We start from the raw sequence: 22,661 nt of genomic DNA, 5'->3' as shown, positions 1-22,661 counted from the left end.
GCAACTAGGCGTGTCGGCTTGCAGCCCCTAGTGCGGTGAGAGCGATGGGGGGACATCGTGGGTGCCGCGCCGCGTTTCATGGCCGCGAAGGCACGTCCGTTACCAGTACTCGTACTGGCGGACGTGAGTGGGAGCATGGGGGAACCCCAAGAGAAGATCGATGTGCTCAACGAGTGCATCCGTCGCATGCTCGACGATTTCGCCACGGCCGACATCGGGCGAGGCACCATCCACGTCGGAGTAATCGCCTTCAGCCGCGATCGGGCTGAACTGCATCAGAAGATGGTGCCCGCGGCCGATGCGTCCTGGACCGACATGGAGGCCCGAGGCGGCACCCCGCTCGGTGCCGCCCTCGAGCTCGCCGACGCGGTGCTGCGTGACGAAGCAGCCGTCCCCACCAGGTCCTTCTCTCCCACGCTCGTTCTCGTGTCCGACGGCATGCCCACCGACGAGTGGGAAGAGGCCCTCGACCGGTTGCTCGAATCCCCCAAGGGTTCCAGAGCCAACCGGCTGGCGGTCGCCATCGGTCCCGACATGACCGAGCAGGCAAAAGCCGTACTGCGCCGTTTCGTCAGCGACGAGGCCAACGGCGTTTTCGAGGCGCAGGACGTCGGACGCATCCAGCAGTACTTTCGCTGGGTCACGGTCACCGTCACCCAGCAGGCTCGAAGTACGCGTCCGGACCGGGCGCCGGTACTGAGCCCCGACGACTTGTCCGACTTCGGCGCCTGAACGGCGGGACACGGCGAGAGGAAAGGCACCCCCGTGGCATCGCGCTGGGATCTCGGCGGCCTGCTGCGGCCCGTCGAGGACGAGTACCACCAGCTGTGGTCACTGTCCCACTCGATCGGAGCCGGCGGCCAGGGCGAGGTATGGCTGGCCCGAGGCGGACGAACCGCCGTCAAAATGATCACTGCTCCGACTCAGGAAGCAGCAGAGGCTGTACACGTTCGGCTGCGCCGCATCCAGCGCCTTCCGTTGGACGGTGTCCCGCTGGCCGGCGTGCTCGCCCTGCTCGCCCCGCCGAAGCTCGGTTATGTCATGGAACTGGCCGACGAGATGGTTCCGTTGGACACCTTGTGTGTCCCCGACGAGGAGGACCTGGCAGCCTGGTATGTGCGCACCGGGGGTCTGGAACGCCGGCTGCGGCTGCTAGCCAAACTTGCGGACGCCATCGCCCGGCTCCACGCCCGTGCCATCGTTTACCAGGACCTGTCCCCCTCCAACGTGCTGATTTCCGCCGCTGTCGAGCAACAGGAAATCCGTCTCATCGACGTGGACAACCTCGGTCTGGCCTCGACCGTCGGATCCGCGCCGGTACACACCCCCGGATACGGGGCGCCTGAAATCGTGTCGGGTCGCAGCGGAGCCACCACACTGGCCGACGCACACGCACTCGGCGTGCTGATCTTCGAGACCCTCACGGCAAGTCACCCGTTCCGGGGCGACGAGGTGCTGGACTCCGACCCCGCCTACCAAGAGGAGTACGCAGACCGGTTCCGCCTGCCATGGATCGACCACCCCACCGACCGCACCAATGAGTCCACTCTGGGCATCACACCACGGCGGGAACTCCTGTCCGGCCAGCTGTGGGACCTGGCCTCACAGTGCTTCGTGGACGCCGTGGCCAATCCCCTCCTCCGGCCGTCGGCTGCCCGGTGGGCCGCGGCACTGCACTCCGCTGCGGGACAGACCGTCGAGTGCCCGGAGTGCGGATGGACCTACCGTGCCTCCGCACCCTCCTGCCTCGCCTGCCGGAGGCCCCGCGACCGTGTCTGGGTGCTGCGCCACGGACTGACCGGTCCGGTGGGTACCGAGCCGCAAGACCGATCGGGGAGCACTGACGACACCCCTGGTGTCCAGCTCTCGGAGGTTCCTCTGCCCGACTTCACCGCACTGCGTCCCGGCGGCGAGACGACTCTGACCGCCCGGCACACCTCACCCGCCCCGGATCGACCTGACGCGGTGGTCGCGCGGCTGCGGCTTCACAGCCAGGACGCCACCGTCCTGAACCTCTCCCGCGACAGCCTCTGGCTGGACCGTCAAGACGGACGGCCATGGCGGGAGATCGGTCAGGGAAGCCAGGCAACCGTGCCTGTCGACGGCCGCGGCTGGACGATTCACTTCGGGAGACAGGGTGCGATCCACCGCTGGGCACGTCTGATGGCTGTGGAGGCGAGCAGGTGAGCGTTCGCCCCAGGGGGCCGGTCATGCCCGCCCGTATGCCGGGAGAGCCGGTCTTCGTGTCCTTCCTCTGGCGTCGAGTGCCGCAGGAGTTCGTCGGCCGGATCATTCCCGATGGCAGCGAGGTCCGCCTCTACCGTCGCCCCACAGGCCAACTCGACCTGGTCACCGACTTCGCCACGTTCGGAGTCAAGCCGGCGAGTCCCGAGGACGAACGGAGGCTCGACGAAGTCGAGGCAGCCGGAAGCAGCTGTGTGACGGTCACTGCGCATCCGGCCCGGCCGGAGCCGCCCGCGCCCGCCGCACCGCCCCGGCGCCGCACCGGTGGTCCGCATCCGCCCGCGTCGCCGGCCGGCGAACCCTTCACCTTGCGCGTGCACATCTATGCCCCCGCCGTAGGACTCGCTGTGCCGCTCAGCACCGGCCTGCTGCTCGACGTCGACGACGCCGTCGTGGAGGACGCCACCAAGTACGCGGACCGCGCGGACACCGCCAACGTCGGGGCCGTCATGGAGTTCATGAGGCGAGAGCTCTTCCTGGAACCCCGCCCCGGGGCGCCGGCCGACGCCAGGCGCATGGTGGTCTCGGCCGGACCAGCCGGTGGCTTTGCGGTCGGCTTCCGGGTGCACGGACCAGGGCTCATGGCCGACGTCGAGAAAAACAGCGGCGGCTACCGCATTGTGCGCCTGCTCAGCTCGGTCCACGATCAGCGCGGCGCCGGCCAGAAAGCACTGGCCGTCGGGTCGATCGACTTCCGCGACATGACCGCCAGACAGCGAGACCGGGAGAGAATTCAGCAGGGCCTCGACCTGGTGGCCAACCAGAACGGTTACCTGGCCATGTGGGACAGGTACCAAGAACTGGAAGCCCGCCACATCAGAGGTCGGATTCGCGATTTCGGGATCATCCGCTACACCAAGGTCAAGGTCGAGTCCGATGGCCGCTGCGTGTTCACGGTGGACCTCGACCGGGCATTGCCGCGGACGCGAGCGGCCCTGGAGAACACGACAGCTGCCGAACGAGTCGAGATCGAGGCGGCAACAGACGTTCCGGCCTCCGTGACAGACTCCGCGATGACCGACCGGGAGTGGCTGGTCGCTTCCCGGGCGCAGAAGGTACGTGCCTGGATCGGTGAACCGCTCGGGTACGACAGCGTCACCGAGACCCTGAGACTCGCCGCGACCCTCAACGACCAGAAGGACCCGCCACCCCAGGGCTGGCTCTACCTGGCACACCGCGGCGACCAGCGCCGGCTCGACCGGCGCGAGCAAGCCATGCAGAAGCTGCGCACGGACGGGACCCACATTCCTGCGCTGCCGACGCTGCTGGAGGGGGGTTCCTGGCCTCAGCCGGCAAGACGCCGGATCACGAAGATCTCTCCTGCCGCGCTCAGCTGCTTCGCTCCCCACGGCCCGACGCCGGCCCAGCGGGAGGCGGTGCTCACCGCGCTCAACACCCCCGATGTCGCGATCATCCAGGGACCGCCTGGCACGGGCAAAACGCAGGTGATCGCCGCTCTGGTCAATCAACTGGGTGATCTCGCCCAGGGCGGAGAGGTGGCCGGCAGCACCCTGCTGACGAGCTTCCAGCATGCGGCGGTGGACCATCTGGTCACCCGCGGCTGGGTCTTCGGGCTGCCGCCGCTCAAGGTGGACTCCCGCGGGCGGGGCAGCAAGGTCGCGCTGGACACCTGGCGCATCGACGCCGCCCGCGCCGCCGACCTGCGGCTACGTGAGCGCCCGGTGGGAGAGCATCTCGCTGCTCGGCGAACAGCCGCCGAACTGGCCGCCACCTACCGGGCGGCACCCGTACCGCCCGAGTTCCTGCCCCAATTCCTCGACCAAGTACTCACCCAGCTTGGAGACATATCCGACCCCTCGCTGGTCGGCGAGCTCCGCAGCCTCAGAGACGGAGCCGAGAGGAATCGCGCTCGGGCCGCCGCCATGGCCGACTCCGACCTGCGCGCGGACCTCCTGCCCTACATCCGGTCGTTGCGCTGCACGGTGACTGGGTTCGAGGACGACGGGCCCCGCACGGCTCGAGCACTGCTGACACGGCTCGACCTCACCGACTCCCCGCTCTTCGACGGCATCTCCTACCAGGAGTCGCTGCGTACAGCGGCCAGAACCGCTTCACCCGAGCGTGGACTCCTCGACTTGCTCGCCGCGTTGCGCGACACCCTGCTCGACCGTCTCACCGCGCGCGTTCGGCTGCCAGAGGTCACCGTGGCCGATCCCGCGATCGCCGACCTCCTCGACCGGTTCGCAGCACAACTCGCGGAAGCCGTGACCCGGTCACCCGACGCCATAGCCGCGGCACTGCTCGATTACCGGGACGACCTGCGCGGCGATCCGGAAGGCGTCGACGACACCCTCCGCGCCTACACCGTCTCGCTGGCCTCGACCTGCCAACAGGCCGTATCCAAAGCCATGGTCGATCTCGGCCGTCAAGACGGGGGCTTCGAGTCGGTCGTCGTCGACGAGGCTGCCCGCGCCAACCCGCTGGATCTCCTCATCCCCCTCGCTCAGGCCCGCCGTCGGATCGTGCTGGTCGGCGATCACGCCCAGCTCCCCCACATGCTGGAACCAGACGTGGAGCGCGAGCTGGGCTCGCTCGGCGAGGACGTCCGCGACCGGCTACAGGAAAGCCTCTTCCAGCGACTGGCACGGCAGTGGGAGCACGGTTCGTCCGACGGGCATCGCCGGTTCGTCCGTCTCGACACCCAGTTCCGCATGCACCCGGTGCTCGGCAGCTTCGTCAGCGACAACTTCTACCGTGGGAAACTGCGCAACGGCCGCGAAGCGGCCGACTTCACCCACGGGATCGACCGCTACGGTGAGGTCCCCGCGGTGTGGCTTCCCGTGCCCCTGTCCGCGGGCGGCGAAACGCAACGGGGAACGAGTCGCACGCGGCACGCTGAAGCCGCTGTCATCGCGGCGGAGATCGCCGCGCTGATCGAGCGGCATCCGAACATGACGTTCGGCGTCATCTCGTTCTACGCCGCGCAGGTCACCGAGGTGTGGAAGGAACTGAAGAAGGCCGGGCTCGCCGAGTTCACCGATGCGGGCGGATGGCGCCCCGTGCCCCGGCTGTGCCGTGACGAGGACGGCGCACCGCTCGACCGGTTACGAGTGGGCACCGTAGACGCCTTCCAGGGCATGGAGTTCTCCGTCACCTATCTGTCCACCGTGCGCAGCTGCGCACCGGCCGCGCGAACCGATGTCAAGCGCGCCTACGGACACCTCACCGTCGCCAACCGACTGTGCGTGGCGATGAGCCGTCAGCAGCGGCTGCTCGCCGTCGTGGGTGACGACGACATGTTCGGGCCCGGCAGTCCCCAGGCGATCGCGCCCCTGGCCGCGTTCTTGGAGCTGTGTCGGAAGGGGGCGGACGGCCGTGTCGTTCGACCGTGAGACGCCCGTCTTCCAGCTGGCCTTTCCGCCCCGGAAGCGGTATCGGCCCGTTCTCCTGCCCGTGTGGGTTCACCAGGTGACGGCGCCGACCGGCTACTCCCGCACACTGGACGTCTTCCAGACCGTGGTGCTGCGTTTGTGCGCCGCCGGAGTGCGGGACGTTGGCGACCTATCCAGGTTGATCGGCCTGGACACCGCCCTGTGCCGCACGGTGATCGCCCGACTTGTGGAGGGGCGGCTGATGGAACCCGGGCTGAAGCTGACCGAGGCGGGGCGGCGTACCGTGGCCGAGGGAGAGGTGGCGGAGACGGATCCCCAGCTCGTCCGGGTGTTCCAGGATCCGGCCACCGGGGTGCTGCTGCCTCGTATCCTCGTCGCCGATCCGGTACGAGCCGATGTGCGGGAGCATCGCGGCCGCTGGGTCACCATTCAGTTCGGCACCGCCGGTGCCTCCCGAGAGGTCGGCGCGCTGACGCTTCGGGCCGGCGGTTCCTCGTTGCGCCCGTCGGAGCGAGATGTGCTGGAAGCCTGCAAAAACCACGACCTGGCTGCTCGTGGACTTCGTGGTGGTTCCCGCGGCACGCCCGACGGCGTGGTGGCGGCTCGGCGGATCGGCTTCCATGGCACGGCGATCGCCGCCTACGTGGTGTGTTACGTCGTCGAGGACGACGACGGGTCCGGGCGTATGTGGACCGTCGAGGATCCGTTCGCGGTGGGTGACGGGCGCTACTTGGCGGATCTCCTGGTGGCCCGCGCCGAAAGCGACGAGCCTTTGGGCCGGCTGATAGACGGCTTGCTCGGCGGGAGCCGCCGCGACCGGACTGCCACCGCGCGCAGGGTCGACCAGGAGCTCGCCGAGGAGGCCCGCGCCGACGTCGTACGCATGCTCGGCGAGGAGATCCGGGACCACCCGGAGGTGCTGGCTCACCTCGCGGACATCGAGTTGGCGCTTCTCAAGGACACCGCGCGGGAACGCGAGAACGCCGCACGCAATGCGATCCGTGTCTTCGAGTGCATACTTCCCGGGCTCAACGACCGCTTCCCCGCCCGGCTGCCGCCCTCCAGGGAGCCAGGAGTACGGGAGCGCGCATTCGTCCTGACCGCCCAGCGCCTGGGCGCCACCTCTGTGCCGCCGGAGATGCGCAGATACTGCAAAGCACCGGCCAACGGGCTGGCCGGAGACATCATCAAGGCGGTCTGGGCGGCCGGAGAGAATCCGCAACATCCGTTCGTCACGTTCATCCGGCGGCGCCCCACACTCCTGGAGGATCTCGACCGGTCACGAATACTGCGCAACAACGCGACCCACGGACCGACCGGTGCCCCTGCACCGGACGAGCTTGAGCACATCCGGACCCTCGCGTACGAAGCAGCCCGCCACTTGCTCGGTCTGAGTGGTGGCCGATCCACGGACAGCGAAAAGGTGAACTGACGCCATGGGGAAGAGGCAGACGCGATCGCGTCAGAAAGGTAAGGGAGTGGTGTGGCCGGGCCAACAGGCTGCCGCTTCCCAGCGCAGCGAGACCACCCGTGTGCGTCAGTCGGCTCCTCTGGCGCCCAGCACCACTTCGGGAAACAACGAAACTGTCGCGCTGCTGACGGAGATACAGCAGGTGGCGAGCGAGGCGCAGGTGGTCCTGGCGGCGGGTGACGAGACCGTCGACACGCACTCCGGCCTCGAACACGCGTGGCAGCTCTACCGCGCTCTCGCCAAGCGCCAGGAAGACGCGGCGAACGCCCTGACGGTACAGGCGGAGCGGCTTCACGCAGAGCGGGAGGAACTCGCTGCCGCGGCTGCCCGCCAGGCAGAGGACGCGGCTTTGGTGCAGGACGAACGCGCCGCCCTGGCCACGCGCACGGAGCTCCTCGACCGCAGGGAGCGTGATCTTTCCGACCGTGAGCGATCGGCGGAAGCACAATCCGCCGAACGTCGTCTGGCAGCTGGCCGTGAGCTGGAGAGCTGGCTGGCGAAGCAGCGGCAGACGGCCGTGGACGCCCTCGACAGTGAACGCCGGGCCCGGCATGCGAGGTGGGCCGAGGAGCAGCGTCGCCTGGCCGAGGCGCAGACCGTCCTGGACCAGAGGGAAAGCGAACTGACCCAGCGCGAGAGGGACCTGCGTTCCGCGCAGCTCCGGCTGGAGGACGAACGCGAGGACATCGTCCACCTCAAAGCCGCGCTCAAGGAACAACAGGCCAGCCGGGCGGAACGGTTCGAGGGCGAGCTGACGAGCCGCACCGGCCAGCTGGTCCAGCAGCTGGAGGAGTACCGGCAGAAGGCGGCTGCCCTGGCCGAGGGCAACGAGCGCCTGGGCGCTCGGCTCAACGAGTACGAAAGCGCTCTGGCGTCCCTGGGCGGAATGACCTTGGAGCAGGTCGTCGAGCGCCTCACCGAACTCCGCGCCGAGAACGCCCGCCTTCTGGAGGAGAGCGCCACGGCGCCACGGGCGGACGCACGCATGCTCGAGCAACTGCGGCAGCAGGTCACGCAACTCATCTCCGACAACGAGGAACTGGTGCGGGAGCGCGGAGAACTGGAGTCCGCTCTGCAACGTGACCGTATCGCGGTCAACGAGCGCCAGAACTACCTGGAGATCAACAACTGGTTGAGTGCCGCCAACGGCCAACTGCAACAGCTCCTTAACGAGGAAGCAGCCAAACTCAACGCCACGGCCCAGGCCGGCAAGGGCGGTCACGTGTTCCCGGCCTGCGCACGCATGGACCGGGACTTCGCCACGCCCTTGCCTTCCGATGCGCCCATGCCGGGCATGCCCGATCTGGTGCGCCAGATGCAGGCGGTCATCCGGCAGAGGGCCGGCCTTTCCTATCGTCTGTCGGACCTGCGCCTGGTCCTGGCGGGCATGGCGATGAGCCGTCTCCATCTGTTCCAGGGCATCAGCGGTATCGGCAAGACCGGCCTGGCCCGGGCGCTGGCCGGGGCCTTCGGCAGTGACACCAGTGTGGCCGTGGTTCCCGTCCAGGCCGGCTGGCGCGATCCGCAGGACCTCATGGGTTACTACAACAGCTTCGACCGGGTCTTCTATGAATCGGAGTTCACCAAAGCCCTGTACCGCGCTCAGTGCCCCGCCTTCAAGGATCGGCCCTTCTTCATCGTCCTGGACGAGATGAACCTCTCCCATCCCGAACAGTACTTCAGCGGAGTACTGTCAGCCCTCGCCATCAAGGACCGACCCAGACTGGCGCTGACCACAGCACCGGTCGGAAACCCCGCCGACCTGATCATCGACGGCACGCACCTCGCCATTCCGGAAAACGTCTGGTTCATCGGGACAGCCAACCATGACGAAACGACCGTCGGCTTCGCCGACAAGACCTACGACCGGGCCTTCGTCCTGGAACTGCCCTGGCGGCACCCGGAGCTGCCGGTGACGCCGTGCGCACCAGTGCAGCCCCTCGGACTCGGACGTATCAGCCAGGCTTTCGGCGAGGCGCAGGCCACCTACGGCACACAGGCCGACGGCATCATCGAATTTCTCGACACCCTCTGGCGCAGTCGCTTCGCGGATGAGCTGCGCATCGGCTGGGGCAACCGGCTCGAGCTACAGATCAAGGAGTTCGCACCCGTCGTGGTCGCCGCCGGAGGCAGCCCGGGGGAAGCGCTGGACCATCTGCTGGCCACACGCATCCTGCGCTCCGTCCGGGGGCGGTACGACATCCATGCTGACACCCTCGACACACTGCGCACCGACCTTGTCGAAAGCCTGACACGCTTCGACAGCGCTCACGAGCCGACGGCGACACAACGACTGCTGGACGACGAGATCCGCTCGCGCGGTCGGCGATGAGCCGGGAAGCGGCCGAGCCGGAGCTCGGCTCTCTCCTCGTCCGCCATCTCCTTGCGGTGTCTGCCCGTCTCGCCGAGGAGGCCGCTACGCTCGACGACTGGCTGGCCATGCCGCCGATCATCCTCGACGTCACCGATGAGACGGAAGCCCTGACAGTGGAGGACGTCTTCGAGCGGGAGTCCGGTGCGCTGCGCACGGTATGCCACCGCCCGTACACGCGCCTGCGTACGGTGGAGGAAGTCCTGCCGACGTCCCAGGTGCGCTCGATCGCCGCAGGCGCGACGGCACGTCTGGCCGCCCGCCCCGAGGACTGGGCCTCGCATACGCTCGCCGGTGTCCGGCCCAGCCGTCTGCTAGCCCGGCGCAGTGAGGAAAACGCCGACATCTACGAGAACCGGGTCGCAGTCGCCGTCCTCAACGTGATGCGATCGCATCTGCAGAAGCGCATCGCCAAGCTCAGGGACCTGAGCAGGATGGTGGACGACGTACACGGCCTGCTCATGCCCTCGCAGGAAACGTCTTGGCGGGCCCGACGAGACCTGGCCGGACTGCTCAGGAACATCGAGGACTCCGGTCGGCACCAGGCGGCCGCGGAGGTACGCCGACGGGCACTGGAATCGGCCCTCACGACGGTGGAGTTGATGCTGGGCTCGCCGCTGGCACGCGCGGTCGACCACCGCTCCGCACCGCCGCGCGAACTGCACCCGACGAACCTGCTGAGCAGTGATCCGCACTACCGCAGGGTGGCTCTGCTCTGGCAAGCCTGTACCGCGATCGAGACCCCGCGTCTCGGAGAAGCCGAAACGGCCCGTCGGCGACAGGAGGTCCTCGGAGCCTTCGAGCGTTTCACCGGTCTCCTTCTGCTGCTCGCCTGCAAGCTGCTCCAGGCCGTCCCGGAAGCCGGCCAGCCGGTTCCTTCCCCCGGCTGCTCCACCCGCTTCCACATGCGAGGCGAGCAGCTGACGGTCACCTGGTCCCAGACGGGCGACTTCGTCCTTCACTGGCGCAAGCGGCGGGTGCTCCGCGTCGTACCGATCACGACCGACCTGTGCACGGCTCCCGACGCCTCCTCGGTCGCTGCGGCGATCACGGAATCCCGCCGTGACCGGTCGAGCGCCGTGTGCGACAACGACCTGATCGTCTATCCCGGGCTGCTTCAAACACGGCAGGACGCTGAGCCTGGGGTCGTCCGGGCCGCCTATCGGATCGGTCGCCGCGACGGCGCCCCCGAGAGGCATGTCGACGTCGCTCCTCTGTCCCCTCTGGACATTTTCAGCGTCAGCCGCCTGCTGCGGGCCGTCCAATGGGCGACACTGGGTGCCGACGTGCGCGACTACCCCCACACCGTGCCCGTGCCCGCAGGCGATCGCTCCGCTCTGGCGGGCTGCGGCTGGCTCGAACCCCGGCCCGACGGTGTCGCGGTCGTGCGCGCCCCGAGCCCGGCCGAGTCGGAGCGCCTCCCCGCACTGCTGAAACAGACCGTCAGGCGGCACGGCAGTGGCCGGGCAATCGAGCACGAGACCCGGCGATTGCGTACTCTGCGTGCGGCGTTGGAAGACGCGGCCGCCAAGACCGAACTGCTCGAAGTGTGCCCGGTGTGCGCCAAGACCGGACCTCAGCGCCAGACGGTCTTCGAGCCTCGTGAGGACGGTCTGTTCGCAGCGTCCTGCACCTCGTGCCGTACCCGGTGGGAACTCCGTCGCTGCCTGGCCTGTGGCGACACCTTCCCGTTGCTCGATCCGGACGGCCTTGCCGCTACCGGTGCTCCCGAACCCGACCTCGATCGCCGTGCCGGTGGGGTTCTCCTGGCGGTTCCGTGCTGGTCCGCGGAGCGCACCGGCCAGTCCGTCTGTCCCGCCTGCGGCACCTGCGGTGAGGCGGGACGAGTCACTTCCTGCCCGCGCGGCTGTTCGGCCCAGCCACCGCCCTGAACCGGGAACGGTGCGTCTATCCCTCGAACGGGCCGTGGCTCGGGATGCCTCGGCGCAGCACAGGCAGAACAGGATCGTCGCGGCGTCCGCTAGGCATGTGGTGACACGTCAGTTCGGCAAAAATGGGTCAGCCGTGAGACGGCGAAGTCCCACCGGAGCGTTCCGGTGGGACTTCGCCGTCTCACGGCTCCGCGCAGAAGCGCCCTCGGGACGGTTGCCGGCAAGGCAATCAGGGTACGTCAACGCCCTGTTGCGGGAGTGCTTTGGCTGGCTTTCAGTGGGGCCTGCACTCGCAGTCATCGGCTTAGGCCGTCGTCGCGCCGGCGCGCGCTCCACTGGCGGTAGTACCAAGCGGGGGCGTAGCGCACTGATCGCGGCTCATGCCAAGGGAGGTGACTGCGGCGGGGTCTTACCATCCCGCAGAGAATCCTTCGCCCCAAGGAGCCACACCCACGACGGCCAGATCTGGCCCTTCCACCACCTCGTCCGCATCGACCAGCCCGCACTCGCCGGCCTCAGCCACCACGGCCCCCGCACCCTCCTCTACACCAGCCGCGGCACCGGCTTCTGGGGCCCGCCATTCCGCGTCTTCGCCCCCAGCGAGATCACCCTGCTCGTGCTCCGCAGCCCGCACATGCCCACCTCGCCGTAGACCGGGCGGGCCAACACATCCGCTTGGAGCAGTCCACGAGCCGAGGGGTGCGGCGTCGACAGATGACCAGCCTCGTCGCGCCGAGTACACGATCCGGACCATTCCCGGGCCAACGGCTCCAACGAACCACACGTGGCCACGTTTTACACAGCTCAGCGACGCTTGACGCCTGTACCACCAGCAGACAAAGTACCTGCTGACCTCAGCATCGAATCAGGCCGCTTCCCACAAGCCAACATCCAAAATGCGAGCCGCCTTCGCAATGCTCCCAGGCATCAGATGCCGGTAGGTCCGATACGTCTCCTCAATGGACTTGTGCCCCATCCATTCCGCCACATCGGTGATCGGTATCCCGTGGCCGAGCGCGTTTGAGGCAAAGTAGTGTCGGAAGCTGTACATGCCGACACCGTCCTCCACGGGGAGGTTCCTGAAGAGCTTCTGCACACGGCGGCGTTCCATCGGTTCCGTGTAGTAGCCGCTCGGGCCGCGCAGGAGATAGCCATCCTGCGTGGTGCCGTGCTTCTCCTCGTACCGCTCGATAGCTTCCCGCACCGAGCGCGGCAGAGGGACCTCCCGGAACTCCCCCGCCTTGCGGTGCTTCAGCTTCGCCGGCTTGTGCGTGTTGGAGTGGATCTGCTCATGCACTCGGTAGACGTCATCCGCCACAACGTTGTTGACGTTCACCGCCCGGGCTTCCCCGTTTCGCAAACCGCAGCCCACCATCATGACGATCTCAAGCGCGAGATACTCGTCAGCGGCAGTCAGCGCCTTCTTCACGTAGGCGAGGGGCGGGATGACCACCTTCTGGCGGACGTACTCCGGCTCCTGGACCCCCTTCACAGGATCGTCCGCCATGGCCCCCTTGCCATAGGCGTCCCGCAAGATCGCCTTCAGAGTGCGGAAGATGTTCGCCTGGTTTCCGCGGCCCACCCCATCGGCCTCCAACTCGTCCAGGAAACGCTCGACCACGATCGGCGTGACAGAGTTCAGCTTCCTTGATCCGAGACGGGGGACGATGTGCACGTTGATGGAGCTGTCGACGTGCCAGCCCGTGGAGTACTCCGTCATCCTCCGCTGCCGCGGCCGCCACTGCTTCGCGTATTCCTCGACCGTCTGCTGACCGAGTTCCCGGCGGGCCTCGGCAACGGACGGCGCCGTCTTCTTTTTCTCCGCATAGATCTGCGTAAGGCGCTCGACCGCGTCGTCCTGCGTGCCGAAACCAGCCTCTTCACGCTGCTTGCCGAGAGCATCCCGAAACCGAATCGTGTACGGGTGCGGGCAACGGGTCGGCCTGGAACAACCGCACTCCTTGAAGAAGGACCCCATCCCACGGGCGAGCTGTCGAGCCACGCATCAAGCCTTCCGAGCAGGGCGATGGGCGGCGCAGAAGGCCCCTGCCGTAGACGCAGGTCAGCAAGCCGGACACCGTCCGGTCCGATGCTGACCGTTTGCTGACCTGGAGGCCGCGATCAGGGCTCTGACCTGCGGAAACACCCAAACGCTAGATCTTCGACTTGAACATGGTGCGCAGCATGAAGGAACTCCCGATCTGTCTGCTCCCTGCCTGCTTCAGCAGGTCAAGGGCGGTCTTCGGAGCGTACAACGATTCTCGTGCTCGATCAGCTGTCCCAGGTGTTGCAGGACTCACGCCGACTGGTCGTCGACTCTCCTGACACGTCGCCAGGGCGATTCGGTACGGCTGCGAGGCCCGTGCGGCTCCCCTGTCGCGGCGTCAGTGCCCTTCCGGGCGATCTCGGCCCCAACCTGCCGGGGGAGCAGGGTCCGGGCTGAGGGGGACGCGCAGGGCGAGGACGGCCAAGTCATCGTGGCCGTCGCTGGGGTGGTGGTCGGCCAGCGTGTTCACGAAGTCCTGCAGGGGCAGGCCGACGTGGGCTGCGGCGAGTTCGGCGAGTTGGGCCATGCCCTCGTCGACCGACTGGGCGGGGTGCTCGACCAGCCCGTCGGTGTAGAAGACCAGGACGGCACCCGGGGGCAGGGGGTGGGTTTGGTCAGGGCGGTGGTGTCCGGTGTTCACCGCGAGGGGCAGGCCGGGTTCGGTGTGCAGGTATTCCGTGTGCCGGTCGAGGGTGATCAGGAGTGGTGGGAGGTGCCCGGCGGTGCTCCAGTGCAGTGTCCAGCCCCGGTCCGCGGGTTCGATGCGGGCGAGGCAGGCGGTGGTGACGGGCAGGTCGGTGATGGCGTCCAGGGTGAGGTCGAGCTGGTGCAGGACGGCGCTGGGCGGGGTGAGGTGGTCGTAGAGCAGGGCCCGCAGCATGTTGCGGGTCTGGGCCATGGCGGCCGCCGCGTGCAGATCGTGGCCGACGACATCGCCGATGACGACGGCGCAGGCGTTGTCGGGCAGCCAGATGGCGTCGTACCAGTCCCCGCCGAGGTGGCCGGGGGTGGGGGCGGGCCGGTAGGTGGCGGCTGCGGTGAAGGGATGCAGGTCGGGCAGGGTGGGCAGCAGGAGCCGCTGGAAGTGTTCGGCGCTGTCGCGGACCTGTTCGAAGAGGCGGACGTTCTCGATGGCGATGCCTGCGGCGCCTGCGAGGCTGATGACGATGTCCTCGTCTTCGCGGTCGAAGGGCTGCCCGTCACTGCGTTCGGACAGGTAGAGGTCGCCGTAGATGGTGCCGCGGACGCTGACGGCGACGCCGAGCAGGGTGCGCATGTGCGGGTGGCCTGGTGGGAACCCGGTGGAGGCGGAGTGGGCGGCGATGTCGTCGACGCGCAAGGGCTCGGGGTGGTGGATCAGGTGTCCCAGGACGCCGCGTCCACGGGGGAACTCGATGTCGGCCAGGTCGGCGCGCTCGGACTCCGACAGACCGGCGGTGATGAACTGCTCCAGCGCCTGGCCGGACTCGTCGAGTACTCCCAGGGCGCCGTAGCGGGCGCTGACCAATTCCATGGCGGTGGTGACGATGCGGTGCAGCACCGCAGGCAGGTCCGTCTCCCGGGTGATGGCCAGCACCGCGTTCAGGAGCCCCTGCAGCCGGTCCTTGGCACCGGCGAGTTCCCGTAGCTGTGCGGCGATCTGCTCCAGCTGGCGATCCAGCCGCAGCTGCAGGTCGATGTACTGCTGCTCGGGTTGTTCCTCCGTTCCCCCCATCACGAGCGCCCGGCCGTGCGGTGTCCGGTCTCGGCGGCGTTGGGCCGGTGGGCATCGGTGTCCGTCTGGACCGGGGTCGCCTGGAACGCGATCCGGTCGGCGATCGCCGCGCACGGCCGGGGACCGGTCAAGGTCCTGTCCTGCTCGCCGAACGGGGCGTTCGAGGCCATCGCGATGACCCTGCGTTCCTTCCGCTGGGTGAAGTGGTCCTCCAACCGCTTGGGCCTGGGGAACCTCGCGGCCCGCACCAGTCGTTGCCTTCGGCGGACCTCGCGGTCGGTGACCAGGCTCCGTAAACGCTCCAGCAGGAACTGCTTGCAGGGCGCCTGCTCGCGCCGCGCACTCGCCACGCACTCGACGAACCGCTCGCGGAACGACGGCAGTCGAAGGTCACGGCAGGCACCGTCGATCGGCGCGTCCACCGCATCGCCCGGCAGCCTCGCCGGCAACACCCGCTCATCGGCGATCCCAGCGGTCTCGGTGGGGGTCATCCGCTCGTGCCCTTCGTCCTTGCCTGGGTCCTCTTCACCGGCTTCAGCAGCCGGTCGTACGTGTCCGGCAGTGAGGTCCGCATGTCCGGCGGCAGCCGCCGCGCGCGCAGCGAGATCACCTATCGCGCCGGCCACCTCCTCGTCCTCGCCAAGGCCGGAGTGACATGCCCGCTCGTGCCCGATGTCGTGATCAACCCGACCAGAGTGACGCCGCCAAACAGCCCAACCCACCTATTACGCCAAAGGCGGCATGTCGCACGCCTCGCACGACGCGGCTCCACGACTCGGTGCCGGGACAGCGGCTTCCGCTCCCGCCGTCCCACTGGCTCTGGTCCACCCTGCGAAGGCGGCAGGCCATCACGTCCGCGGGGAGGTCGGCCGTGGTGCGGACGTCGTTCGCTCCTGCCGGCGCAGCGGCCCGCGGGCGTTCCCGGGATCACGGGAGCAGCTCGTCGAACACATCGAACTGGAACTCCGGCGCGGTCAGCGACTGCTCGGCCCAGATGACCTTGCCCCGGGCCGAGTAACGGGTCCCCCACCGCTCGGCCATCTGCGCCACCAGGAACAGACCCCGGCCGCCCTCATCCGTGGTGGCGGCGTAGCGCAGGTGCGGGGCGGTGCTGCTGCCGTCCGAGACCTCGCAGACGAGGCTGCTGTCTCGCAGCATGCGGACCCGGACCGGCTCGGCACCGTAGCGGATGGCGTTGGTGATCAGCTCGCTGAGGATCAGTTCGGCGGTGAAGGACAGGTCCTCCAGTCCCCAGGCTGCCAGTTGGTCGGCACACTCCTTCCGCACACGCGACACCGAGGCGAAGTCGAACGGCACGTCCCAGTCGGCCACTTGTCCGGGATCGAGCAGCCGGGTGCGCGCGACGAGGAGCGCGATGTCGTCCGTGCGGCGCGGCGGGACCAGCGCGTCGAACACGGCCCGGCAGACGTCGTCCGGGGAGCGGCGGGCGTCGGCGCCCACCAAGGATCCACGCAGCACCTCGAGCCCGGTCCCCAGGTCGCGCTCCCGGTTCTCGACGAGCCCGTCGGTGTAGAGCACCAGCGCGGTTCCGGGAGCCAGCCGCAGCTCGATCGTCTCGAAGGGCAGACCACCCACGCCGAGCGGCGGCCCGGCCGGCAGGTCGACGAACTCCGCACCGCCGTCCGGCTCCACCAGCACAGGCGGTGGATGGCCGGCCCTCGCCATGGTGCAGTCGCCGGACGTCGGATCGTAGATGGCGTAGAGGCAGGTGGCGCCCGTGACGGCCGCTCGCGCGCCCCCGCCCTCGCTGTCCTGCTCTCCCCCGGCCGTCTCCACGTGGTCGAGGCGGGTGACCAGTTCGTCGAGGCGGGCGATCAGTTCGTCCGGGGGCAGGTCGAGGGCCGAGAAGTTGAGGACGGCCGTGCGCAGGCGGCCCATGGTGGCGGCGGCGTGCAGGCCGTGGCCGACGACGTCACCGACGACGAGCGCGACGCGGAAACCGGGCAGCGGAATGACGTCGAACCAGTCCCCGCCGACCCCGTGCAGCGCCGGCATGTAGCGATAGGCCGCCTCCAGGGCGCTCTGCTCGGGCAGTCCCCGGGGCAGCAGACTGCGCTGCAGCGTCTCGGCCATCGTGTGCTCACGGGTGTACCGACGGGCATTGTCGACGCACACCGCCGCGCGGGCGGCCAGTTCGTCGGCGAACGATCGATCGTCCTCCTCGAACGGCGGCGACCCCGCCCGCCAGAAGTAGACCGTGCCCAGGATCACGCCGCGCGCCCGCAGCGGCGCGCAGATCAGCGAGTGGACCCCGTACGAGAGCACCCGGTCGGCCCGCTCGCGGGCGCGCCCCCGCCAGGTGTCGGACTCGCGCAGATCGGCGACGAGCGTAGCGCGCCCGGTCTCCAGGGCGGTCTCCTCCGGACTGCCGGGGAGCGGGGCGATCGGCGAGCCCGTGGGGAGGAACGGTCCGCCCTCGCCGACGCCGCCGGCCGCCACGCGGCGCATCCGCAGGTCCCGCGCGGTGTGGAGGTCCGGAGGCGGCTCCTCACCGTTCAGCACGGGGTCGACCAGATCGACCGTGGCGAAGTCCGCGAAACCGGGAACCGCCACATCGGCCAGCTCCTGCGCGGTCCGCACCACTCCCAGGGTGGTACCGACCCGCAGCCCCGCGTCGTACAGCAGCTGCAGCCTGGCCCGGGCCGCCTCGGCCTGCCCTGCCAGCGCCCGCAGCTCGGTGGTGTCCCGGACGGTCGCGACGCTGCCCGGCCCTCCGCCGAACGGTGCGGTAGGGCGGATGTTGACGGCGAGCAGCAGGTCCCCGGCCCGGTGCACCTCGTCGGTGACAACCCGGCCGGACACCAGCAGCTCGGCCAGCGCGGGATCGAGTCCGAGCCCGGCGACCGGCCGGCCCTCCGCACCGGGCGGCAGTTCGAGCAATCGCCGGGCCTCGTCGTTCACCAGCAGCACCCGTCCGTCTCCGCCGACGATCAGCACACCCTCGCGGACCGCATGCAGCACCGCATCGTGATGCTCGTACATCCGCGTCATCTCGGCCGGACCCAGTCCGTGCGTCTGACGGCGCAGCCGCCGCCGCGCCAGCGCCGCCCCGCCCGTGCCGACCACGAGCGCGGCCGCCGCGCCGCCGAACAGGACCGGCAGCTGCCGGCTCACCGCGCTGCCCACGTGCGCGACGGTGATTCCGACCCCGACCACTCCGGCAACCGAGCCGTCCGGTCTGGTGACCGGCGCGCCGGACTCCACGACCCGTCCGCGGGGCGTCTGGAAGCTGTCGGTGGTCGGCCCCTCGAGGGCGTTCTGGAACGGGCCGATGACGTGTTTCCCGATCAGCTCGGGGCTCTCCGCCGTGTAGCGGATTCCCTCCGGACTGGCGAACACGACGTAGTCGACCTTGCCCTCCTGCACGACCTCGTCGGCCAGCGGCTGCAGCACCGCGGTCGGATGGGGGCTGTCCATCGCACGCACCACGCCAGGGGCCCGCGCAAGGACGACGGCCGCGGCGCGTGTGCGTCCCGCGGCCTCAGTCGTGGCGGACCTCCGGGCCTGCAGCACGAGCGCCGTCAGCGCCGCGCCGACCAGCAGCAGCACGACCACCAGCAGCAACACGAATACCTGCCCGGCGACGGTCCGCACCCGCAGCCGCGAGCGGACCCCGCCCCGGGCGGACCGGCGTTTCCCTGGGCCGCCTGGTTCCGCGCCCCGAGCGGCGTAGCCATCCGCTGCGTTCATCCGGGCCATCCCCGCACATCCGGGTCTCAGCTGCCCTCCACGCTGCCACTCCACCCGAAGATGCGCATGACGAGAGGAGTGCACGAGAGCCGGTGAGGCCACCGTGCCACTCGAACAGGTCATCGCTGTCCGTCGCAGAGCGACTTCGATGAGCAAACATGGGCCGCGCACCGAGGTCCCTGCTACGGTCCCCGGATCTCGCGGAACTCACGCCTATCACGTCCAGACCGGTCCGCTCCCGGGTCCTGTGCCCTACCGTCCCCTTCATGCGACCTCCGCTGCTGCACCGGCGCTGTCCCGGACTGGCCGACTCGCTGCCCTTCCTCCGGCTGGGCAAGGCCCCCACGCCGGTCCGCCGCCTGCCCGGCCTGGGCACCCGGAGCGAGCTGTGGATCAAGGACGAGAGCGGATACGGCGACGGCGGCTGGGGCGGCAACAAGGTCCGCAAACTGGAATGGCTGCTGCCGGAAGCCCGGCGCCGCGGCGCGCGGACCATCCTCACCGTCGGCGGCCTCGGCACCAACTGGGGCCTCGCCGCCGCCTCGTACGCACGCGAGATCGGGCTCGGGGTCGCCCTGGGCCTGATCGACCACCCGGTCGACGCACACGTACGGGCCCAGCTGGAACGGCTGCGCGCCTCCGGCGCGACGCTGCACCTCCTGCACACCAAGCCGAGGCTGATCCTGGCCGCGCCCTGGCTCTTCGCCCGACACACCCACGGTCTCACTCCGCCGTACTACCTGCCGGCGGGCGGCTCCTCCCCGCTCGGCACACTCGGCGCCGTCGAGACCGCCCTGGAGCTGGGCACCCAGGTCGAGACCGGGGAGCTGCCGGAACCGGCATGGCTCGTCACCCCCGTCGGATCCGGCGGCACCTCCGCGGGTCTCGCCCTGGGACTACGGCTCGCCGGGCTGCGCACCCGCGTCCTCGGCATCGTGGTCAACGACACCCTGCGACTGGACTCCGCCACCCTCCTCGGACTGTCACGCCGCTCCACGGCCCTGCTCCGGGCCCGGGGCGCCGATCTGGACGGTGCCGGGCCCGCCGCCGACGCGATCCGCGTCGAGACGGCCTGGCTGGGCGACGGCTACGCGCACCCCACCGCCGCCGGCGACCGGGCCCTCGCCCGCGCCTCGGCACAGGCCGGCCTGACCCTGGAACGCACCTACACCGCCAAGGCACTCGCCGCCCTGCTCGACCTCGACGCGGCAGACCGGCTGGACGGCGGCCCGGTCCTCTTCCTGCAGACCCACGGACCGCGCTGACGTGGCATCAGGACAAGGTCCGGACGGTCGACGCCGACGCGGCGGCCCGCGAGGGATACGGGGGCCGCCGCGACGTGGACCGCGGTGCTACGGCAGGGTCCAGCGCTGGTTGGCGCCTCCGTTGCAGGTCCAGACGATCAGCTGGGTGCCGTCGGTGGTGCTGGCGGCCGGGTCGTCGAGGCAGAGACCGGACCCGACGCCCTTCAGGGTGCCGTCGGCCTGCGGGGTCCACTGCTGGTTGCTGCCGCCGTTGCAGGTCCACAGGTCGACGAGGGTGCCGTTGCCGGTGCCCGCGCCGACCACGTCCAGGCACTTGCCGGCATGCAGCAGCCGGCCGTTGTCCCAGGTCCACGTCTGAGCGGGGTCGGCGCCGTCGCAGCTCCAGATGATGGCCTTGGTGCCGTCGGCGGAGGAGTTGCCGGAGGCGTCGAGGCACTTGCCGCTCACTCCGGACGGGACCGGACCGGTGAACGAGCCGCCGCCGGTGCCGGGAGTGAGGGCGAACCGGTCGAACTGCTGCGTCTGGTAGCCGGTCACGGCCAGGCCGGCCATGCCGGAGGTGAACGAGTGGTCGGTGACGCTGCCGACGGTCTGCCCGTCGATCGCGGCGGTCAGGGTCGAGCCCTGCATGGTGAGGGCCATGCGGTGCCAGGTGTTCAGGCCGGGCGCGGTGACGGTGCCGGAGGCCAGGGTGGTGGAGTTCCAGGCGAGGTCGGTCTTGAGGATCGACCAGTCACCGGTGTTGCCGAGGCGCAGGTGGTAGGCGTTCAGGCCGCCGTTGTTACGGCCCTGCTGGTTGACGCGGCCGAGGACCTCGGTGGAACCGGCCTGCTCGAACAGGGTGTCCGCGCTGACGGTGTAGTTCACCCAGCTGCTGTCACCGACGATCGAGTAGGGCATGTTGTTCGACTCGTCGGTCCAGCGGATCGGGGAGACCGGAGCCATCTGGCGCAGACATGTGGCGGTGTGGCCGCCGGCGCAGGGCACGGTCCGGAAGGCGCCGTTCATGTCGGAGAAGTACTTCGGAGAGGTGGTCGCGGCCGGCGTGTCGAAGTCGTCGGCGTAGGGCAGGTTCAGCGGCGCGGGTGCCGGCGGGGTGGCGCTGCCCTTGCCCTGACCGGTGGTGGTGGTCACCGTGTAGACGTAGCCGGGCTGGAGGGTGAGGGTGTACTTGCCGCCGGCCGGAGTGACGTCCTGCCGGCGGACGAAGTCGTCGGACGGGTCGGCGGTGGCGAGGTTCGTCGCCCAGACGTGCACCTGACCGGTGGAAAGGCCGCCGGTGACCGTGAAGGTCGCGGTCTGTGCGGCGGTGGCGTCCACGGTCTCGATGACCGTGGAGTAGTCGGCGCTGTTCGGCGACCTCAGCGCGACGTAGCTGCCGTTCTCGCGCTTGCCGCCCAGGTAGCCGACGGCCGAGTCGAGGTACTTCCAGCCGGGCCGGGTGAACTGGGTGGTGTGCGCCGTGACCCAGGTGGTCCGGCCGACGGAGTAGTTGCCGGACCAGGGCTGCGCGGCGAGCGACATGCCGTCGGTGGAGAAGTAGAGGTTCTGGTAGAGCGCGGCGACGACCGGCCAGTTCATGAACGAGGTCATCTTGCCGTCGATGTAGTCGCGGTTGATCGCGCGCGCCACGGCGGGGGCGCCGGTGTTGTAGTCCTGGGAGCCGCTCTCGCTGGCCCAGATCGGCTTGCCGAGCGCCTGGGCCGTCGCCGTGCTGTTGCAGGTGGCCATCGGGCCGAGGTAGCCGCAGGGGTAGTGCATGCCGATGACGTCGATGGCGGAGTTGAGCTCCGGGTCGCTGGTCATCGCCGTGGCGAGGTTCCAGTCGTAGCTGTCCGCCCCGACGACCTTGGTGCTCGCGTGGCCGCCGGCGACCAGCGCCTTCTTGAGGTTCTTGTACCAGGTGGCGTCGTACTCGCGCTCGTTCCAGCCGCCGATGTAGTCGACCGGCAGGTTGTGCTGGGCGGCGCAGCCGAACCAGCCCATGATGTAGTCGATCATGTCCTGGGACCAGAAGTACGGCTTCCCGGGTGAGGGGTTGGCGGGGTCGTCGACGCCGATCCAGCCGGGCGCGCCCCAGGCGAGGCCGTAGAGCTTGATGTCGGGGTTGCGGGCCTTGGCCTGCTCGGCCAGCCACCATTCGTAGCCCTGGTTGCAGTCGACCGCGCCCCTGGTGTGCTGGTAGCTGGCCTCGGCGCCGTCGGTGGAGTTGGTGTCGCCGCCGATCTCGATCTTGAGCGACTGGAGGGCGGCGCCGTAGCCGGGCTTGAAGAGGTAGTCGAGGAGCTGGCTGCGCTGCGGCTCGGGGTAGTCGATGAGGAGACGGGAGTTGCCGCCTCCACCACTGGCGGCGCCGACACCGTCGAAGACCCGGCCGGTCTTGGTGCCGTCCACGGTGATCTGGGTGCCCGCCGGGGGTGCGGCGGCCTCGGCGGGGGTGGCCGCCGGTCCGGCGACGAGTCCGGCGAACAGGAGGAGCGAGGCGGCCAGGGCCGCCCTTCTGAGGGCGCGTCCAGGGGTGGTCAGGACACGGAGGGGCCCGTGCATGGAGATGCCTTTCGTCCGGCGCGGGGAAACGATGGGCCGCACACCT

12 protein-coding genes and 1 pseudogene are annotated in these 22,661 nt (G+C 69.4%); 8 read left to right on the top strand and 5 right to left on the bottom strand.

The window, feature by feature from the left end; genetic code table 11:
* Nucleotides 1-78: 78 nt before the first annotated feature.
* From ACFYX3_RS31730 to ACFYX3_RS31700, 7 genes and pseudogenes are all read left to right on the top strand, one after another.
* Nucleotides 79-732, top strand: coding sequence for a VWA domain-containing protein (locus ACFYX3_RS31730; RefSeq protein ID WP_280518390.1), 654 nt, complete (start codon nucleotides 79-81; stop codon nucleotides 730-732).
* A 33-nt stretch (nucleotides 733-765) separates the two neighbouring features.
* The gene (locus ACFYX3_RS31725) at nucleotides 766-2,187 is read left to right on the top strand and encodes a lipopolysaccharide kinase InaA family protein (protein WP_389020702.1); all 1,422 of its coding nucleotides are present in this window, start codon (nucleotides 766-768) and stop codon (nucleotides 2,185-2,187) included.
* 23 nt (nucleotides 2,188-2,210) lie between these two features.
* Entirely contained in the window at nucleotides 2,211-5,597 is a 3,387-nt protein-coding gene (locus ACFYX3_RS31720; protein WP_389020699.1) for a DEAD/DEAH box helicase, read from the top strand.
* A complete protein-coding gene (locus tag ACFYX3_RS31715; RefSeq protein WP_306693342.1) occupies nucleotides 5,581-7,029 on the top strand; it encodes a hypothetical protein in 1,449 nt (482 codons plus the stop codon). Before ACFYX3_RS31720 ends, ACFYX3_RS31715 begins: the two co-directional genes overlap by 17 nt.
* A 4-nt stretch (nucleotides 7,030-7,033) precedes the next feature.
* The gene (locus ACFYX3_RS31710) at nucleotides 7,034-9,400 is read left to right on the top strand and encodes a hypothetical protein (RefSeq protein ID WP_389020694.1); all 2,367 of its coding nucleotides are present in this window, start codon (nucleotides 7,034-7,036) and stop codon (nucleotides 9,398-9,400) included.
* The gene (locus ACFYX3_RS31705) at nucleotides 9,397-11,331 is read left to right on the top strand and encodes a DUF2357 domain-containing protein (protein WP_389020691.1); all 1,935 of its coding nucleotides are present in this window, start codon (nucleotides 9,397-9,399) and stop codon (nucleotides 11,329-11,331) included. Before ACFYX3_RS31710 ends, ACFYX3_RS31705 begins: the two co-directional genes overlap by 4 nt.
* 445 nt (nucleotides 11,332-11,776) lie before the next feature.
* Nucleotides 11,777-11,983: pseudogene (locus ACFYX3_RS31700) on the top strand (metallophosphoesterase); the annotation flags it as partial.
* Nucleotides 11,984-12,196: 213 nt separating this feature from the next.
* Here the strand turns inward: ACFYX3_RS31700 and ACFYX3_RS31695 are convergent.
* The 4 genes from ACFYX3_RS31695 to ACFYX3_RS31680 form a co-directional block, all read right to left on the bottom strand.
* The gene (locus ACFYX3_RS31695; RefSeq protein ID WP_389021005.1) at nucleotides 12,197-13,309 is read right to left on the bottom strand and encodes a tyrosine-type recombinase/integrase; all 1,113 of its coding nucleotides are present in this window, start codon (nucleotides 13,307-13,309) and stop codon (nucleotides 12,197-12,199) included.
* Between the two features lie 406 nt (nucleotides 13,310-13,715).
* Complete coding sequence (locus ACFYX3_RS31690; protein WP_389020687.1) at nucleotides 13,716-15,092, bottom strand: PP2C family protein-serine/threonine phosphatase; 1,377 nt, start codon at nucleotides 15,090-15,092, stop codon at nucleotides 13,716-13,718.
* On the bottom strand, nucleotides 15,092-15,718 hold the full coding sequence (locus tag ACFYX3_RS31685) for a hypothetical protein (RefSeq protein ID WP_389020684.1): 627 nt from the start codon (nucleotides 15,716-15,718) through the stop codon (nucleotides 15,092-15,094). The genes ACFYX3_RS31690 and ACFYX3_RS31685 overlap by 1 nt, the downstream gene beginning before the upstream one ends.
* A gap of 301 nt (nucleotides 15,719-16,019) precedes the next feature.
* Nucleotides 16,020-18,803: a SpoIIE family protein phosphatase gene (locus tag ACFYX3_RS31680; RefSeq protein WP_389020680.1), complete on the bottom strand. Its 2,784-nt coding sequence runs from the start codon at nucleotides 18,801-18,803 to the stop codon at nucleotides 16,020-16,022.
* A gap of 266 nt (nucleotides 18,804-19,069) precedes the next feature.
* Between ACFYX3_RS31680 and ACFYX3_RS31675 the strand changes: the two genes are divergently transcribed.
* Nucleotides 19,070-20,068, top strand: coding sequence for a pyridoxal-phosphate dependent enzyme (locus ACFYX3_RS31675; protein WP_389020677.1), 999 nt, complete (start codon nucleotides 19,070-19,072; stop codon nucleotides 20,066-20,068).
* A gap of 87 nt (nucleotides 20,069-20,155) precedes the next feature.
* On the opposite strand, the gene ACFYX3_RS31670 is transcribed toward ACFYX3_RS31675, so the two are convergent.
* Nucleotides 20,156-22,615, bottom strand: a complete 2,460-nt coding sequence (locus ACFYX3_RS31670) for a ricin-type beta-trefoil lectin domain protein (protein ID WP_389020674.1) — start codon at nucleotides 22,613-22,615, stop codon at nucleotides 20,156-20,158.
* Between the last annotated feature and the right edge of the window lie 46 nt (nucleotides 22,616-22,661).

This window comes from Streptomyces sp. NPDC002463 (genome assembly GCF_042889835.1).
Classification (GTDB): Bacteria; Actinomycetota; Actinomycetes; order Streptomycetales; family Streptomycetaceae; genus Streptomyces; species Streptomyces nymphaeiformis.
Note: the sequence above shows the minus strand (reverse complement) of the source record. Positions and strands in the feature narration are given on the sequence as shown.

What these genes read in the sequence shown, in the direction of transcription:
- ACFYX3_RS31730 (WP_280518390.1), top strand. Translation starts at nt 79, where the DNA reads ATGGCCGCGAAGGCACGTCCGTTACCAGTACTCGTACTGGCGGACGTG.
- ACFYX3_RS31720 (WP_389020699.1), top strand. Translation starts at nt 2,211, where the DNA reads ATGCCCGCCCGTATGCCGGGAGAGCCGGTCTTCGTGTCCTTCCTCTGG.
- ACFYX3_RS31710 (WP_389020694.1), top strand. Translation starts at nt 7,034, where the DNA reads ATGGGGAAGAGGCAGACGCGATCGCGTCAGAAAGGTAAGGGAGTGGTG.
- ACFYX3_RS31705 (WP_389020691.1), top strand. Translation starts at nt 9,397, where the DNA reads ATGAGCCGGGAAGCGGCCGAGCCGGAGCTCGGCTCTCTCCTCGTCCGC.
- ACFYX3_RS31695 (WP_389021005.1), bottom strand. Translation starts at nt 13,309, where the DNA reads ATGGGGTCCTTCTTCAAGGAGTGCGGTTGTTCCAGGCCGACCCGTTGC.
- ACFYX3_RS31690 (WP_389020687.1), bottom strand. Translation starts at nt 15,092, where the DNA reads ATGGGGGGAACGGAGGAACAACCCGAGCAGCAGTACATCGACCTGCAG.
- ACFYX3_RS31680 (WP_389020680.1), bottom strand. Translation starts at nt 18,803, where the DNA reads ATGAACGCAGCGGATGGCTACGCCGCTCGGGGCGCGGAACCAGGCGGC.
- ACFYX3_RS31675 (WP_389020677.1), top strand. Translation starts at nt 19,070, where the DNA reads ATGCGACCTCCGCTGCTGCACCGGCGCTGTCCCGGACTGGCCGACTCG.
- ACFYX3_RS31670 (WP_389020674.1), bottom strand. Translation starts at nt 22,615, where the DNA reads ATGCACGGGCCCCTCCGTGTCCTGACCACCCCTGGACGCGCCCTCAGA.